Annotated in this window: 9 protein-coding genes and 1 pseudogene; 2 read left to right on the plus strand and 8 right to left on the minus strand. The window is 71.9% G+C overall.

From position 1 onward, the window contains the following. Positions 1–2: 2 nt before the first annotated feature. The 6 genes from ftsH to nsdA form a co-directional block, all read right to left on the minus strand. The gene (gene ftsH / locus ACTT8P_RS14635) at positions 3–1,946 is read right to left on the minus strand and encodes an ATP-dependent zinc metalloprotease FtsH (protein ID WP_442832057.1); all 1,944 of its coding nucleotides are present in this window, start codon (positions 1,944–1,946) and stop codon (positions 3–5) included. 87 nt (positions 1,947–2,033) lie between these two features. Continuing rightward, positions 2,034–3,584, minus strand: a complete 1,551-nt coding sequence (ffh, locus tag ACTT8P_RS14640) for a signal recognition particle protein (protein WP_442832058.1) — start codon at positions 3,582–3,584, stop codon at positions 2,034–2,036. Between the two features lie 220 nt (positions 3,585–3,804). Continuing rightward, positions 3,805–6,264 (minus strand): [protein-PII] uridylyltransferase, encoded by a 2,460-nt coding sequence (locus ACTT8P_RS14645; protein WP_442832059.1) that lies wholly within the window; start codon positions 6,262–6,264, stop codon positions 3,805–3,807. Positions 6,265–6,290: 26 nt separating this feature from the next. Next, positions 6,291–6,629, minus strand: a complete 339-nt coding sequence (locus ACTT8P_RS14650; RefSeq protein ID WP_320781195.1) for a P-II family nitrogen regulator — start codon at positions 6,627–6,629, stop codon at positions 6,291–6,293. Continuing rightward, complete coding sequence (locus ACTT8P_RS14655; RefSeq protein WP_442832060.1) at positions 6,626–7,969, minus strand: ammonium transporter; 1,344 nt, start codon at positions 7,967–7,969, stop codon at positions 6,626–6,628. The genes ACTT8P_RS14650 and ACTT8P_RS14655 overlap by 4 nt, the downstream gene beginning before the upstream one ends. A gap of 316 nt (positions 7,970–8,285) precedes the next feature. Then, on the minus strand, positions 8,286–9,785 hold the full coding sequence (gene nsdA / locus ACTT8P_RS14660; RefSeq protein WP_442832061.1) for a transcriptional repressor NsdA: 1,500 nt from the start codon (positions 9,783–9,785) through the stop codon (positions 8,286–8,288). Between the two features lie 446 nt (positions 9,786–10,231). Between nsdA and ACTT8P_RS14665 the strand changes: the two genes are divergently transcribed. Continuing rightward, positions 10,232–10,909 carry a bifunctional DNA primase/polymerase gene (locus ACTT8P_RS14665; protein ID WP_442832062.1) on the plus strand — a complete coding sequence of 226 codons (678 nt, stop codon included), beginning with the start codon at positions 10,232–10,234 and terminating at the stop codon, positions 10,907–10,909. Positions 10,910–11,014: 105 nt separating this feature from the next. On the opposite strand, the gene ftsY is transcribed toward ACTT8P_RS14665, so the two are convergent. Further along, complete coding sequence (gene ftsY / locus ACTT8P_RS14670; RefSeq protein ID WP_442832063.1) at positions 11,015–12,223, minus strand: signal recognition particle-docking protein FtsY; 1,209 nt, start codon at positions 12,221–12,223, stop codon at positions 11,015–11,017. Between the two features lie 81 nt (positions 12,224–12,304). Between ftsY and ACTT8P_RS14675 the strand changes: the two are divergent. Beyond that, positions 12,305–12,659: pseudogene (locus tag ACTT8P_RS14675) on the plus strand (cytosine permease); the annotation flags it as partial. A gap of 136 nt (positions 12,660–12,795) precedes the next feature. On the opposite strand, the gene ACTT8P_RS14680 reads toward ACTT8P_RS14675, so the two are convergent. Next, positions 12,796–14,214 (minus strand): sugar porter family MFS transporter, encoded by a 1,419-nt coding sequence (locus tag ACTT8P_RS14680; protein WP_442832064.1) that lies wholly within the window; start codon positions 14,212–14,214, stop codon positions 12,796–12,798. Between the last annotated feature and the right edge of the window lie 19 nt (positions 14,215–14,233).

Raw genomic sequence — 14,233 nt, forward strand, 5'->3', positions numbered from 1 at the left:
CGTCAGCTCTCCTTGTCCCTGACCGGACGGGTGATCCCGGCGATCCGGTAGGCGTCCGGCTCGTCCAGCGTCTCGCTCGCGAGCAGCGCCTCGGCCAGCGCGTCGAGCTGCCCGCGGTGGTCGCGCAGCTTGCGGCACGCCTCCGCGTAGCAGGCGTCGACGACGCGTCGCATCTCGCCGTCGATGACGTCGAGGGTCTCCGGGGCGGCCGCCAGTCCGTACGCCTGCTGGGCGTCGTCCGGCAGCGCGGACAGGCGGCCCACCTTCTCGCTCATGCCCCAGCGGCCGACCATGCCGCGCGCGATCCGGGTGACCTGCTCCAGGTCGCTCTCCGAGCCGGTGGTGATCACGCCGTAGACGACGTGCTCGGCCGCCATGCCGCCGAGCGCGCCGATGATCCGGCCGCGCAGATACTCCTCGGTGTACGCGTACTTGTCCGAGTCCGGCGTGGACAGCGTGACGCCGAGCGCCCGGCCGCGCGGCACGATGGTGATCTTGCGGACCGGGTCGGCGCCGGGCTGGAGCATGCCAAGGAGCGCGTGCCCGCTCTCGTGGTACGCGGTGCGCCGCCGCTCCTCCTCGGGCATCACCAGCGGCCGTTCCGCGCCGAGCTGCACCTTCTCCAGGGCGTCGGACAGGTCGGTGCGCGTCACCCGGTCCTGCTGCCGCTTGACGGCGAGCAGGGCGGCCTCGTTGGCCAGGTTGGCGAGTTCGGCGCCGGTCATGCCCGGGGTGGTGCGGGCCACCTGCTCGAGGTCCACGTCGGCGGCGAGCGGGATCTCGCGGGTGTGGATGCGCAGGATGGCGGCCCGGCCGGCCCGGTCGGGCGGCGAGACGGTGACGACCCGGTCGAAGCGGCCGGGGCGGGTCAGGGCCGGGTCGAGGATGTCGGCGCGGTTGGTGGCGGCGACCACGATCACGCCCTCGGCGCCGGAGAAGCCGTCCATCTCGGTGAGGATCTGGTTCAGCGTCTGCTCGCGCTCGTCGTGGCCGCCCATGCCGGAGCCGCCGGCCCGGGCCCGGCCGATGGTGTCGATCTCGTCGATGAAGATGATCGACGGCGCCACCTTGCGGGCCTCCGCGAACAGCTCCCGCACCCGGGAGGCGCCCACCCCGACGATCATCTCGATGAACTCGGAGGCCGACGCCGAGAAGAACGGCACCCCCGCCTCCCCCGCGACCGCCCGCGCCAGCAGCGTCTTGCCGGTGCCGGGCGGCCCGGACAGCAGCACGCCCCGGGGCATCTTGGCGCCCATCCGCCGGTAGGCGTCCGGGTTCTTCAGGAAGTCGACGACATCGCTCAGCTCGCCCTCCACCTCGTCGATGCCGGCCACGTCCGCGAAGGTGGTGCGCTCCTGGCCGGGCTCCAGCTCGACCGGCTTGGGCGGCGCCTTGCGGCCCAGCATGCCGCCCGCGCCACCGCCCAGCGCCCCGCGCATCCGCCGCGCGACGAACACCCACAGCACGACGATGATCAGCATCGGCGCCAGTGAGATCAGCAGGTTGGCGAGGGTACTGCGGTGCTGGACGACCGGTTCGGCGGTCACGGTGACGTTGTTCTTGGTCAGGTCCGACCACAACTGGTCGTCGGCGAACGTCGGCCGCTCGGTCTGGAACTTGGTGTACGTCCCGTCGCCCTCGGGGTTGTCCCGCTTCTCCTTCAGCTGCCCCTGGATCGCGTCGCCCTTGGCGTAGATCTTGCTGACGTTGCCCTCGTCGACCTGCTTGCTGAACTCCGTGTAGGAGAGGGTCGGCTCGTCGCCGCCGTCGAAGAACGACAGCACCAGGTTGGCGATCAGATAGACGACCAGCGCGGTCAGGACCAGGCTCCACCAGCCCCCGCGCGGCCGCCACCCGCCGCCGGACGGCTTCGGCGGCTCGTCGGGCGTGCCCTCGGTACGCCAGGGCGGCTCAGGGGCCTTGCGCGGCGGGGAGGGATTGGTCATACCCGGACGTTACGACAGGAAAGCCACGCACGCCCGTGCGTGTACGTCACCGGGGGCACCCCCCGATGACGTACCCACGGCGGACCGTCAGCCCATGAACTTCTTGAACTCGTCCGGCAGCTCGAAGTCCTTGCCGCCCTGCTGCGGCAGGTTGAACGCGCCGCCGTTCTCCGCGGCGGCGGCGCGGCGGGCGGCCTCCTCCTGCTCCTGCTGCTTGCGCTTCATCGGGTTGCCGGAGCGCTGCTTGCCCTTGGCCTTCTTCTGCTGCTTCTTCTGCCGGCCCGGACCGCCGCCCATGCCCGGCATCCCCGGCATGCCGGGCATCCCGCCGCCCTGAGCCATCCGGGACATCATCTTGCGGGCCTCGAAGAACCGCTCGACCAGGTTCTTCACCGCGCTGACGTCGACCCCGGACCCCTTGGCGATCCGGGCCCGGCGCGAGCCGTTGATGATCGTCGGCTCCTGGCGCTCGGCCGGGGTCATCGACTTGATGATGGCGGCCGTGCGGTCGACGTCCCGCTCGTCCAGGTTGTTGATCTGGTCCTTGATCTGGCCCATGCCGGGCAGCATGCCGAGCAGCTTGGAGATGCTGCCCATCTTCCGGACCTGCTCCATCTGGGCCAGGAAGTCGTCCAGGGTGAAGTCCTGGCCCTTCTTGGACGCCAGCTTGGAGGCCATCTTCTCGGCCTCTTCCTGACTGAACGTCTTCTCCGCCTGCTCGATCAGGGTGAGCAGGTCACCCATGTCGAGGATGCGGGAAGCCATCCGGTCCGGGTGGAAGGCGTCGAAGTCGTCGAGCTTCTCGCCGTTGGAGGCGAACATGATCGGCTTGCCGGTCACCGAGGCGATCGACAGGGCCGCGCCGCCGCGGGCGTCGCCGTCCAGCTTGGAGAGGACCACGCCGTCGAAGCCGACGCCGTCGCGGAACGCCTCGGCGGTGTTGACGGCGTCCTGGCCGATCATCGCGTCGACGACGAAGAGAATCTCGTCGGGGCTGACCGCGTCGCGGATGTCGGCGGCCTGCCGCATCAGCTCGGCGTCGATGCCGAGGCGGCCGGCGGTGTCGACGATGACGATGTCGTGGACCTTGGCCTTGGCGAACTCGATGGAGTCCTTGGCGACCTTGACCGGGTCACCGACGCCGTTGCCCGGCTCGGGGGCGTAGACCGCGACGGCGGCCCGCTCGGCGACGACGCTGAGCTGGTTGACGGCGTTGGGGCGCTGGAGGTCGGCGGCGACCAGCAGCGGCGAGTGGCCCTGCCCCTTCAGCCAGTGGCCGAGCTTGCCCGCGAGGGTGGTCTTGCCGGCGCCCTGGAGACCGGCCAGCATGATCACGGTGGGCGGGTTCTTGGCGAACCGGAGCCGGCGGGTCTCGCCGCCGAGGATCGTGACCAACTCGTCATGAACGATTTTGACCACTTGCTGGGCAGGGTTGAGCGCCTTCGACACTTCGGCGCCGAGGGCACGCTCCTTGACCTTCTTGATGAACGCGCGGACGACAGGGAGGGCCACGTCCGCTTCGAGGAGCGCGATGCGGATCTCGCGGGCCGTGGCGTCGATATCAGCTTCGGAGAGCCGCCCCTTGCCACGCAGGTTCTTGAAAGTCGCTGAGAGGCGATCGGAGAGAGTATCGAACACGGCGGCGTAGGTCCTCGCGTCGGCGGTGGTGTGGGTCGCCCTCCAGGGTATCCGGCCCGGCAAGCGATCCGCCCCCGCCTGCTGAGCCAGCGGGCGGGGGCGGATCATCCCCGCTGCGGCGGGGAGCACGCATTGACCATCTTCAGGATGTGCTGAGCGGGCGGGCCATCCCCGCATGGGCAGGGAGCACACCCGGTCAACGCACAACGCGACCGGAAAGTCACCCCCGCAGCAACTCCTCCAGCTTCCGTGCCACCGCCACCGCCTCGCCCTCCGGCAGCGGGGCGCCCGTCGCCCCGGTGACGTAGAAGGCGTCGACGGCGTTCGACCCGAGGGTCGACGCGTGGGCGCTGCGGACCCGTACGCCCGCCTCCTCCAGGGCCCGGCCGATGCGGAACAGCAGCCCGGGGGCGTCCTGGGCGCGGACCTCGATGACCGTCGCGGAGCGGGAGGCGGCCGGGGCGACCGTGACCCGGGGCGGGGGCGCGATCACGCCCCGGCGGCGCGGGTAGGCGGCGTCGCGTTCGGCGAGCCGGGCGGCGATGTCCAGTGAGCCGTCCAGTGCGCGGACCAGGTCGGCGCGGAGCCGGGCGGCCTGCGGCAGCGAGCCGTACTCGGCGGCGACCCGCCAGTCCAGCAGCAGCGCGGAGCCGTCGACGCCGTCCGGCAGCGGCAGGGAGCGCAGCTCGGCGGTGCGGACGGTCAGCCGGTGCATGGCCAGGATGCCGGCCACGGCGGGCAGCACGCCGGTCTGGTCGGGGACGGCGATCAGCAGCTCGACACCGAGTGGCTCTTGCGCGTCCGGCTGTTCGTCCGCCGTCTCGGCCGGCGCCTCGGTCTGCGCGCGCAGCGACAGCACCGGGCCGCCGGTGCGGAACGCCTCCAGGGCGAGCCGCTCCTGCTCGGCGGTGGGCGCGGCGGCCTCCGGGTCCTCCATCAGGTCCCCGGAGAGCACCGCCGAGACCCGCCCGACCAGGTCGGCGACGAGTGAGCCGCGCCAGGCGGACCAGGCGGCGGGCCCGGTGGCCAGGGCGTCCGCCTCGGTGAGGGCGTGCAGCAGTTCCAGGGTGCTCTGGCCGCCGACCGCCTCGGCGACCGCGCGCACGGTGGCCGGGTCGTCCAGGTCGCGCCGGGTGGCGGTCTCGACGAGCAGCAGGTGGTGGCGGACCAGGGTGGCGAGGACGGCGGCGTCGGCGTGGTCGAAGCCGATGCGGACGGCCACGTCCTTGGCGATGATCTCGCCGGCCACCGAGTGGTCGCCGGGCCAGCCCTTGCCGATGTCGTGCAGCAGGGCGGCGACCAGCAGCAGGTCGGGGCGGTGCACGCGGCGGGTGAACGAGGCGGCCCGCACCGCCGTCTCGATGAGGTGCCGGTCGACGGTCCACACGTGCACGGCGTTGCGCTGCGGGCGGCAGCGCACCCGCTCCCAGTCGGGCAGCAGCCGGGTGATCAGCCCCTCGGCCTCCAGCGCCTCCCAGACCTCGACGGTGGGCCGGCCGGAGCCGAGCAGGGTGACGAGCTGCTCGCGGGCCTCGGCGGGCCAGGGCGAGGGCAGCGGGCGCACGGTGGCGGCGAGGCGGCGCACGGCGTGCAGGGAGAGCGGGAGACCGGCCTGCGCGGCGGCGGCCGCGGCGCGCAGCGGGAGGACGGGGTCGCGTTCGGGGCGGGCGGCGCGGGCGAGCACCACCTCGCCGTCCTGCTCGACGACGCCCTCGGCGAGCGGGGAGCGCTCGGGGGCCGGTTTGCCGCCGCCCAGCATGGCGCGCAGCCTCGGCCGTACCGACCGCGCCCGCAGCACCCGCCCCACCTCGCGCCAGGTGACGTCGCTGGCGTAGGAGACGAGGCGGGCGGCCTCGTAGACCTGGCGGAGCAGGGTGTCGGCGTCGAGCAGGCCGAGTTCGGCGGCGACCTGGTCCTGTTCCTGGAGGGCGAGCCGGTCGGTGGCGCGGCCGGTCGCCAGGTGCAGGGCGTCGCGGACGTCGAGGAGCCGGCGGCGGGCGTCGGCGAGGCCCTCGCGGGGGGCGTCGGCGAGCCAGGAGGCGGCGACGGCACGGAGCGCGGTGGCGTCGCGCAGTCCGCCGCGGGCCTCCTTGAGGTCGGGTTCCAGGAGGTACTGGAGCTCGCCCTGGCGTTCGGCGCGCTCGGCGCAGAGTTCCTGGAGTTCGGGCAGGCGCTTGGGGGCCTGGTTGCGCCAGTCGGCGAGGACGGTGGTGCGCAGGGCGGCGGTCAGGCCGAGGTCGCCGGCGAGGTGCCGGGCGTCCAGCAGGCCGAGGTGCACCTTGAGGTCCTCGCCCGCGGTCTTGCGGGCCTCGGCGGGCGTACGGACCGAGTGGTCGAGGGCGAGGCCGAGGTCCCAGACCGGGTACCAGAGGCGGTCGGCGAGGGCGGCGACCGCCTTGTCGTCGCCGCCGTCGTGCAGCAGGAGCAGGTCGAGGTCGCTGCGCGGGGAGAGTTCGCCGCGGCCGTAGCCGCCGACGGCGACCAGCGCCACGCCTCTGAGCCGCAGTCCCTCGGCGCCGGAGTCGAAGAGGCCGGTGAGCCAGTCGTCCGTCAGTTCGGAGAGGGCGGAACGGCGCGGCGGCCCGGACCGCGCCCCCTCGGTGAGGAGGCGCAGCCGGGCCGCCGCGTAGCCGCTGGGTCCCGAGTCCTCTGCTTCTTTCGTCACGTCCGTACTCGTCACCCAGCGACTCCTGTTCGTCTGTCGTGTCAGAGGGCGTCCGGGCCGCGCTCGCCGGTGCGGACCCGGACGGCCGTCTCGACGGGGACCGCCCAGACCTTGCCGTCACCGATCTTGCCGGTCCGGGCCGCCTTGACGACGACCTCGATGAGCTGTTCGGCGTCGTCGTCCTCGACCAGCACCTCGATACGGATCTTGGGCACCAGGTCGACGGTGTACTCGGCGCCCCGGTAGACCTCGGTGTGGCCGCGCTGCCGGCCGTAGCCGCTGGCCTCGGTGACGGTCAGGCCCTGCACTCCGAAGGTCTGGAGGGCTTCCTTGATCTCGTCGAGCCGGTGCGGCTTGACGACGGCGGTGATGAGCTTCATGCGTCCACCTTCTTGCTCTCGGCGCCGGCGACGGGGGCGGGGGCGGCGGTCGTGCGGGCGGCACCGCCGCCGGCGCCGCTGAAGTCGTATGCGGTCTCGGCGTGCTCGGCCTGGTCGATGCCGGCCACCTCGGCGTCCTCGGAGACCCGCATGCCGATGGTCTTGTCGAGCAGGAAGGCGAGGACCGCGGAGACCACCAGGGAGTAGGCGAGGACGCCGAAGACACCGGCGCACTGCTTCCAGAACTGGTCGAGGCCGCCGCCGTAGAAGAGGCCCGCGACGTCGGACTGGCCCTTGCCGGTGGCGAAGAAGCCGATCAGCAGGGAGCCGAGGACACCGCCGACGAGGTGGACGCCGACCACGTCCAGGGAGTCGTCGTAGCCGAACTTGTACTTGAGGCCGACCGCCATGGCGCAGACCACACCGGCGATCAGGCCGATGGCGATGGCGCCGAGCGGGGAGATGGCGCCGCCGGACGGGGTGATGGCGACCAGGCCGGAGACCGCGCCGGAGGCGGCGCCGAGGGTGGTGAAGGCGCCGTGCCGGATCTTCTCGTAGGCGAGCCAGCCGAGGATCGCGGCGGCGGTGGCGACCTGGGTGTTGAGGAACATCAGCGCGCCGACGCCGTCGTCGTTGCCGAGCCAGGAGCCGGCGTTGAACCCGAACCAGCCGAACCACAGCAGACCGGCGCCGAGCATGACCAGCGGCAGGCTGTGCGGGCGCATCGGGTCCTTCTTGAAGCCGACCCGCTTGCCGATGACGAGGATCACGCCGAGCGCCGCGGCACCGGCGTTGATGTGCACGGCCGTGCCGCCGGCGAAGTCGATCACGCCCAGTTCGAAGGCCCAGCCGCCCGCGCCCCAGACCCAGTGGGCGACCGGGAAGTACACGATCGTGACCCACAGGGCGATGAACAGCGCCCACGCCGAGAACTTCACCCGGTCCGCGAGGGCGCCGCTGATCAGGGCCGGGGTGATGATCGCGAACATCAGCTGGAAGACCAGGAAGACGAAGACCGGGATCGTGTACCCGTCCCACAGCTCGGTCAGGCCGATGTTGCTCAGGCCCAGCCAGTCGGAGTTCCAGCCGACGATCGAGCCGGAGTCCGTGCCGAACGCCATGGAGAAGCCGTACAGCACCCACAGGACGGTGACGATCCCGAGGCTGATGAAGCTCATCATCAGCATGTTCAGGGTGCTCTTGACCCGGACCATGCCTCCGTAGAAGAAGGCCAGGCCCGGCGTCATGAGCATCACCAGGGCGGAACAGATGAGCATGAACCCTGTGTTGGCGGCAGACAGCGTCGGCGCATCTGCGGCAAGGGTGATGGCTGGTGCCATCGGCGTCTCCTCGTCGTTGGTACGGCCCCGTGCGGGCGGAAGCCTGAGCGGAATGAGGGGTGGGCCGGTTATGCGCCAGAGACTGGCGCAGCGCGGTTTCGTTGGACGCCCCTCGTTGTTTCGCCGCCGTGACGAAGACACCGTGCGTGTTACGCGTCGATGAACTGCCTGATCTCCGCGAGGACGATCGTTATCGTGACGCAACCTGTACAGGCCGACCGCGACCGGTCCTCCGGTGACCTGGCGTGGGGGGAGCCGAGTCGGGCAGTTCGGGAGGGCCGGCCGCGGCCGGGGTTCTGGGGGGGGTTCCTGGGTCTCAGACCGCCTCGGCGGACTCCGGGAGTTCGGTGGCGAGCAGTTCGGTGAGGTCGACGACCTCGGCCAGTTCGCCGAAATCGCGTACGGCCGTGTCGACGGTTTTGCGGATGCGGGTGTTGACGCGTTCGGAGCGGACCTTCTTGGCGGTGCGGATGGCTTCGGTGGCCAGGGCGGTGCTCTGCTCGGGCGCGCGCCGCAGCAGGTGCACGGTGGCCAGACCGATCAGGTTGAGCGCGTACGACCGCTGGTGCTCGTCGTCCGCGGCGAACAGCTCGACGGCCCGGCTCATCAGCGGCTCGGCCAGCGAGGCGTAGGCGGGGCTGCGGCCGGCCACGTAGGCGAGGTCGCGGAAGGAGTGGCTGTTCTCGCCGTGCAGTTCGGCCTCGGAGAAGAAGCGGATCCAGTCGGGGTCCGGTTCGTCCCACTCGGTGGCCTCGGCGAAGATGTCCTCGGCCATCCGCACCGCCCGTTTGGTCCGGCCCGGCTGCCCCATGTTGGCGTAGGCGCGGGCCTCCATCGCATACAGCATGGACTGGGTGCGCGGGCTCGCGCAGTCCCGGCTGCCGTACTGCGCGAGATGGATCAGTTCCAGCGCGTCGTCGGGCCGCCCGAGGTGGATCATCTGGCGGCTCATGCTGGACAGCACATAGGAGCCGAGCGGCCGGTCCCCGGCCTCCTTGGCGGCGTGCAGGGCGAGCACGAAGTACTTCTGCGCGGTGGGCTGGAGCCCGACGTCGTACGACATCCAGCCGGCCAGCTCGGCCAGCTCGGCGGCGACCTTGAACAGCCTGGCCCGGGTGGCTCCGGGGTGGGGCTCCTGGAGCAGGTCGGTCACCTCGTGCAACTGGCCGACGACCGCCTTGCGGCGCAGGCCGCCGCCGCACTGGGCGTCCCAGCGCCGGAACATCACGGTGGTGGACTCCAGCAGGTCCAGCTCGGGCTGGGACAGCCGCCCGCGCGCCCGCCCGGCGGGCAGCGGCTCGGGCTCCGGCGCGGGCGGGGGCGTGGGCACCAGCCAGCGCTGCATGGGCTCGATGAGGGACGGGCCCGCGGACAGCGCCAGCGAGGTCCCGAGGAAGCCGCGCCGCGCCAGCATCAGGTCGCTGCGCGAGAACTCGCTGAGCAGGGCCACCGTCTGCGGGCCCGTCCAGGGCAGGTCGACGCCGGTCGCGGAGGGGACCGGCCGGCCGGCCCGCAGGCCCAGGTCCTCGACGGAGACGACGAGGCCGAAGCGCTCGGAGAACAGCTCCGAGAGGATCTTCGGGATCGGCTCGCGCGGGTTCTCGCCGTCCAGCCAGCGGCGCACCCGGGAGGTGTCGGTGGAGATGTGGTTGGCGCCCAGCCGGCGGGCCCGGCGGTTGACCTGGCGGGCCAGCTCGCCCTTGGACCAGCCGCTGCGTACGAACCAGGAGGTGAGCAGCTCGTTGGGGCGCTTGTCGGCGGGGCCGGGGGGTCCGACGTGTCCAGCGCTCGTTCCGCCACCACCGTTGCCGCTCACTGGAACGCCCCCATCCCTCAAGACCGCTTGCCGCCGAGTGCGCCAAGCCCTATCAGAATGCCGGTGTTCGGACCGTCCGTCCCACGCTTGTCACTCTTCGAACGGAAAGCCGAGTTGCCTCCGGCATACCCACACGCGCATGCGCCCGCCGAGTTCATGCACACAAAGTAATCCTACGATCACGCGTGCGGCCATGGCGATTCCAGAAGCGCCACCATTCGCCACCCCTTCGGATGAACACAGGGCGTCACACTCGCGATTCACTTGACATAAGCCACTTGAGAGTGGGTGTGACGGAGCACGACAGGGGCGTGTGCCGCCGGACACACCACCCCGCGGGCTTCCAGGCGCCGTCTGAAACGCTCGGCACTGGGGAGGTGGAAACACAGAGTCACCGCGCGCGCCCGCTTCGTAACCATCGGTGCGCCGAACCCGTTGGAGGGGGCATGGGCTTCACGATCGGCAGCAGTCTCGGCAGCAGTCGGGGGATCCGCGACCTCCGGTCCGCAGCGCGGCGCCGCGGCCGCTCGTCGGAGTGCACGGCGGTGGCCGAGTTCACCGGCCTGTGCGGATGGGACGTGGTGCCGGGGGCGCGGGCCGCCGCGGGTGCCTGCTCCTGCGGACGCGGCGACTGCCCGGCACCGGGCGCGCACCCGCTGGACTTCGCGCCGGAGCTGCCCGCCGGGTCGACGCTGGGCGAGGTGAGCGAGGCGTGGGCGCGGTTCCCGGGTGCCGCGGTGCTGCTGCCGGCCGGCCGGACCTTCGACGTGATCGAGGTGGCCGAGCCGGTGGGCTGCCGGGCGCTGGCCCGGCTGGAGCGCATGGGGCTGCCGGTCGGCCCGGTCACCGCCACCCCGCAGGGCCGCGCCCACTTCTTCGTCGCCCCCGGCGCCGCCGCCGAACTGCCCCGGCTGCTCTACCGGATGGGCTGGGACGCGCCGTCCGCCCTGGACCTGCGGGGCCTGGGCCGGGGTACGTACATCACCGCCCCGCCCTCCGACCGCGGCGGCCGGGGCCCGGTGCGCTGGCTGCGTCCGCCGGCCCTGGACTCGGCGGTCCGCCCGCCCGAGGCCCGCTTGCTGCTGGGCACGCTGGCGTATGTGGCGCACCGGTCGCGGGCGTAGGCCCGCAGCCCGCAGCAGGGTCCCGAACGCCGGAAGCGCCCGTCCCCGAGGGGGTCGGGCGCTTCCGCGCGGGTGGTGAGGAACCGTTCAGTCACCGATAACCGTTCAGTCACCGATGAGCGCGTCCACGAACGCCTCGGGCTCGAACGGCGCCAGGTCGTCGGCGCCCTCGCCCAGACCGATCAGCTTGACCGGTACGCCCAGCTCGCGCTGGACGGCGACGACGATGCCGCCCTTGGCGGTGCCGTCCAGCTTGGTGAGGACGATGCCGGTGATGTCCACGACCTCGGCGAAGACCCGGGCCTGGATGAGGCCGTTCTGTCCGGTGGTGGCGTCGAGCACGAGCAGCACCTCGTCCAGCGGGGCGTGCTTCTCCACCACCCGCTTGACCTTGCCCAGCTCGTCCATCAGGCCGGTCTTGGTGTGCAGCCGGCCGGCGGTGTCGATGAGGACGACGTCGGAGCCGGTCTCCTTGCCCTCCTTGACCGCGTCGAAGGCGACCGAGGCCGGGTCGCCGCCCTCGGGGCCGCGCACGGTGTGGGCGCCGACCCGCTCGCCCCAGGTCTGGAGCTGGTCGGCGGCGGCGGCGCGGAAGGTGTCGGCGGCGCCCAGCACCACGCTGCGGCCGTCGGCGACCAGGACCCGGGCCAGCTTGCCGGTGGTGGTGGTCTTGCCGGTGCCGTTGACGCCGACGACCATGACGATGCCGGGCTTGCCGGCGGGCGGCTCGGTCTTGACCGCACGGTCCATCTCGGGGCCGACCAGCGTGATCAGCTCGTCGCGCAGCAGGCCGCGCAGTTCCTCGGGGGTGCGGGTGCCCAGCACGCGGACCCGCTCGCGCAGCCGCTCGACCAGTTCCTGGGTGGGCTGCACGCCGACGTCGGCGGTGAGGAGGGTGTCCTCGATCTCCTCCCAGGTGTCGTCGTCGAGGTGCTCCCGGGAGAGCAGCGTGAGCAGGCCCTTGCCGAGCGTGCTCTGCGAACGGGAGAGGCGGGAGCGGAGCCGGACCAGCCGGCCGGCGGTGGGCTCGGGCACCTCCAGCTGAGGTACTTCGAGCTCTTCGACGACGGGCGGCTCGGCGATGGTGGCGCCGCCCCCGTCCGGGAGGTCGACCTCCTCTATCGTCCGGCGCGTTTCGTCGCGCGATGTCTCGGCCTCGTCGCCGACGTGCGGTTCGGCCGGAGGGGCGGTGATGTCGGGGGCGGCGGGCGGCGGCTTCGGCAGCTGCTTCTGGCGGCGGCTGCCGACGACCAGCCCGCCGATCGCGCCGATCACGACCACGGCGATGACTACAGCAAGGATGACGATGTCCATAACGGCTCCAGTATCAGTCATGGGGCCCGCCGGGCACGGTCCGGCGGCACACCTGTCTTGGCGCCGGACCCCCGCACGAGCGCGTTCCTGTCGCTGCCGGCGGTGGCCTTCCCGTCCTGGGTGGGCGTCTTCGGCGCGGACATGCTGCACCGGGCGGGAGTACGACGGCGCGGCCCTGGCCGACACGGGGCGCACCAGCGCGTACTGGTACCGGGGCGGCTTCTCCCCCGCCGCGGTGACCGCCTGGGCGGTGGGTCCGGCGGCGGGCCTGCTGTTCACCACGTCCGACTGGTTCACCGGCCCGCCGGCCGGCGACAACGTCGTCGGCGAGTACGGCCTCGGCTGGGTGGCGACGATCGTGCTGTCCGGCCTGCCGCACGCGGTACTGCCGAAGCCGGCAAAGACCGTCCCGGCGGAGCGGGGCGCGGACCCCGCCAGGAACGACGTACCGCCCCGGTGCGCGCGTCTTCGGGCGACGCGGCGGACCGGGGCGGTACGTCTGTGGGGGTATCGAGGAGCGGGCAGCGGGGACTTGGCCCGGCTCCTCGAGTTCAGGGGCCTCGGTGCGAGGCTCAGCCCATCTCCTCCAGCGCCTTGCCCTTCGTCTCCTTGACGAACTTCAGGACGAACGGGATGGAGAGCGCGGCGAAGACCGTGTAGATCACGTACGTGCCGGAGAGGTTCCAGTCGGCCAGCGACGGGAAGCTCGCGGTGATGGCCCAGTTGGCGATCCACTGCGCACAGGCGGCGACGCCCAGAGCCGCGGCGCGCAGCCGGTTGGGGAACATCTCGCCGAGCATGACCCAGACGATGACGCCCCAGGACAGGGCGAAGAAGAGGACGAAGACGTGGGCGGCGATCAGCGCGACCCAGCCCTGCGTGGCCGGCAGCTTGCCGTCGACCAGGTGGGCGGAGAACGCCCACGCCTCCAGGGCCAGGCCGACCACCATGCCGACCGAGCCGATGATGGCGAGCGGCTTGCGGCCGATCCGGTCCACGAAGATCATCGCGATCACGGTGCCGATGATGTTGATGATCGACGTGGTGAACGAGTAGAAGAACGAGTCGGTGGGGTCGACGCCGACCGACTGCCACAGCGTCGAGGAGTAGTAGAACGCGACGTTGATGCCGACGAACTGCTGGAAGACGGAGAGACCGATGCCGATCCAGACGATCGGCTTGAAGAAGAAGCTGCCGCCGAGCAGCTCCTTGAAGCTGGCCTTCTCCTCGCGGTGCATCGCGGTTTCGATCTCGTTGATGCGGGCGTCGAAGTCGACGTTGCGGCCCTCGACCTCTTCGAGGATCCTGCGGGCCTTGTCGCGCTTGCCGACCGAGATCAGGAAGCGGGGGGACTCGGGGATGGCGAAGGACAGCAGGCCGTAGAGGACGGCCGGGACGACCATGACGCCGAGCATGACCTGCCAGGCTTCCAGGCCCATCAGCTTGCCGCGCTGGTCGCCGCCGGCGGCGTTCAGCAGACCCCAGTTGACCAGCTGGGAGACCGCGATGCCGACGACGATCGCGGCCTGCTGGAAGGAGCCGAGCCGGCCGCGGTAGGCGGGCGGGGAGACCTCGGCGATGTAGGCCGGCCCGATCACCGAGGCCATGCCGATGGCGAAGCCGCCGATGACCCGCCACATGGCCAGGTCCCACAGCGCGAACGGCAGCGCCGAGCCGACCGCGCTGATGGTGAACAGCACCGCGGCGATCTGCATGCAGCGGATCCGGCCGATCCGGTCGGCGATCCGGCCGGCGGTCGCGGCGCCGATCGCGCACCCGATCAGCGCGATCGCGATGACCTGGGCCAGCAGCGCGGAACCGACGTCGTAGCGGTCCCGGATCGCCTCGACGGCGCCGTTGATCACGGAACTGTCGTAGCCGAACAGGAAGCCGCCCATCGCGGCCGCCGCCGCGATGAAGATGACGTGCCCGAGATGATCGGGGTGAGCCGTTCTGGCTCCTGACTTGGGTGCCTCAGCAGTGCTGGTCACGTGTACTCCTCGGGCCACC

This window comes from Streptomyces sp. JW3 (assembly GCF_052216785.1).
Lineage (GTDB): Bacteria > Actinomycetota > Actinomycetes > Streptomycetales > Streptomycetaceae > Streptomyces.

Coding starts and splice junctions, on each gene's coding strand:
- ACTT8P_RS14655 (WP_442832060.1), bottom strand. CDS start 7,969: ATGGCACCAGCCATCACCCTTGCCGCAGATGCGCCGACGCTGTCTGCC.
- ftsY (WP_442832063.1), bottom strand. CDS start 12,223: ATGGACATCGTCATCCTTGCTGTAGTCATCGCCGTGGTCGTGATCGGC.
- ACTT8P_RS14665 (WP_442832062.1), top strand. CDS start 10,232: ATGGGCTTCACGATCGGCAGCAGTCTCGGCAGCAGTCGGGGGATCCGC.
- ACTT8P_RS14650 (WP_320781195.1), bottom strand. CDS start 6,629: ATGAAGCTCATCACCGCCGTCGTCAAGCCGCACCGGCTCGACGAGATC.
- ftsH (WP_442832057.1), bottom strand. CDS start 1,946: ATGACCAATCCCTCCCCGCCGCGCAAGGCCCCTGAGCCGCCCTGGCGT.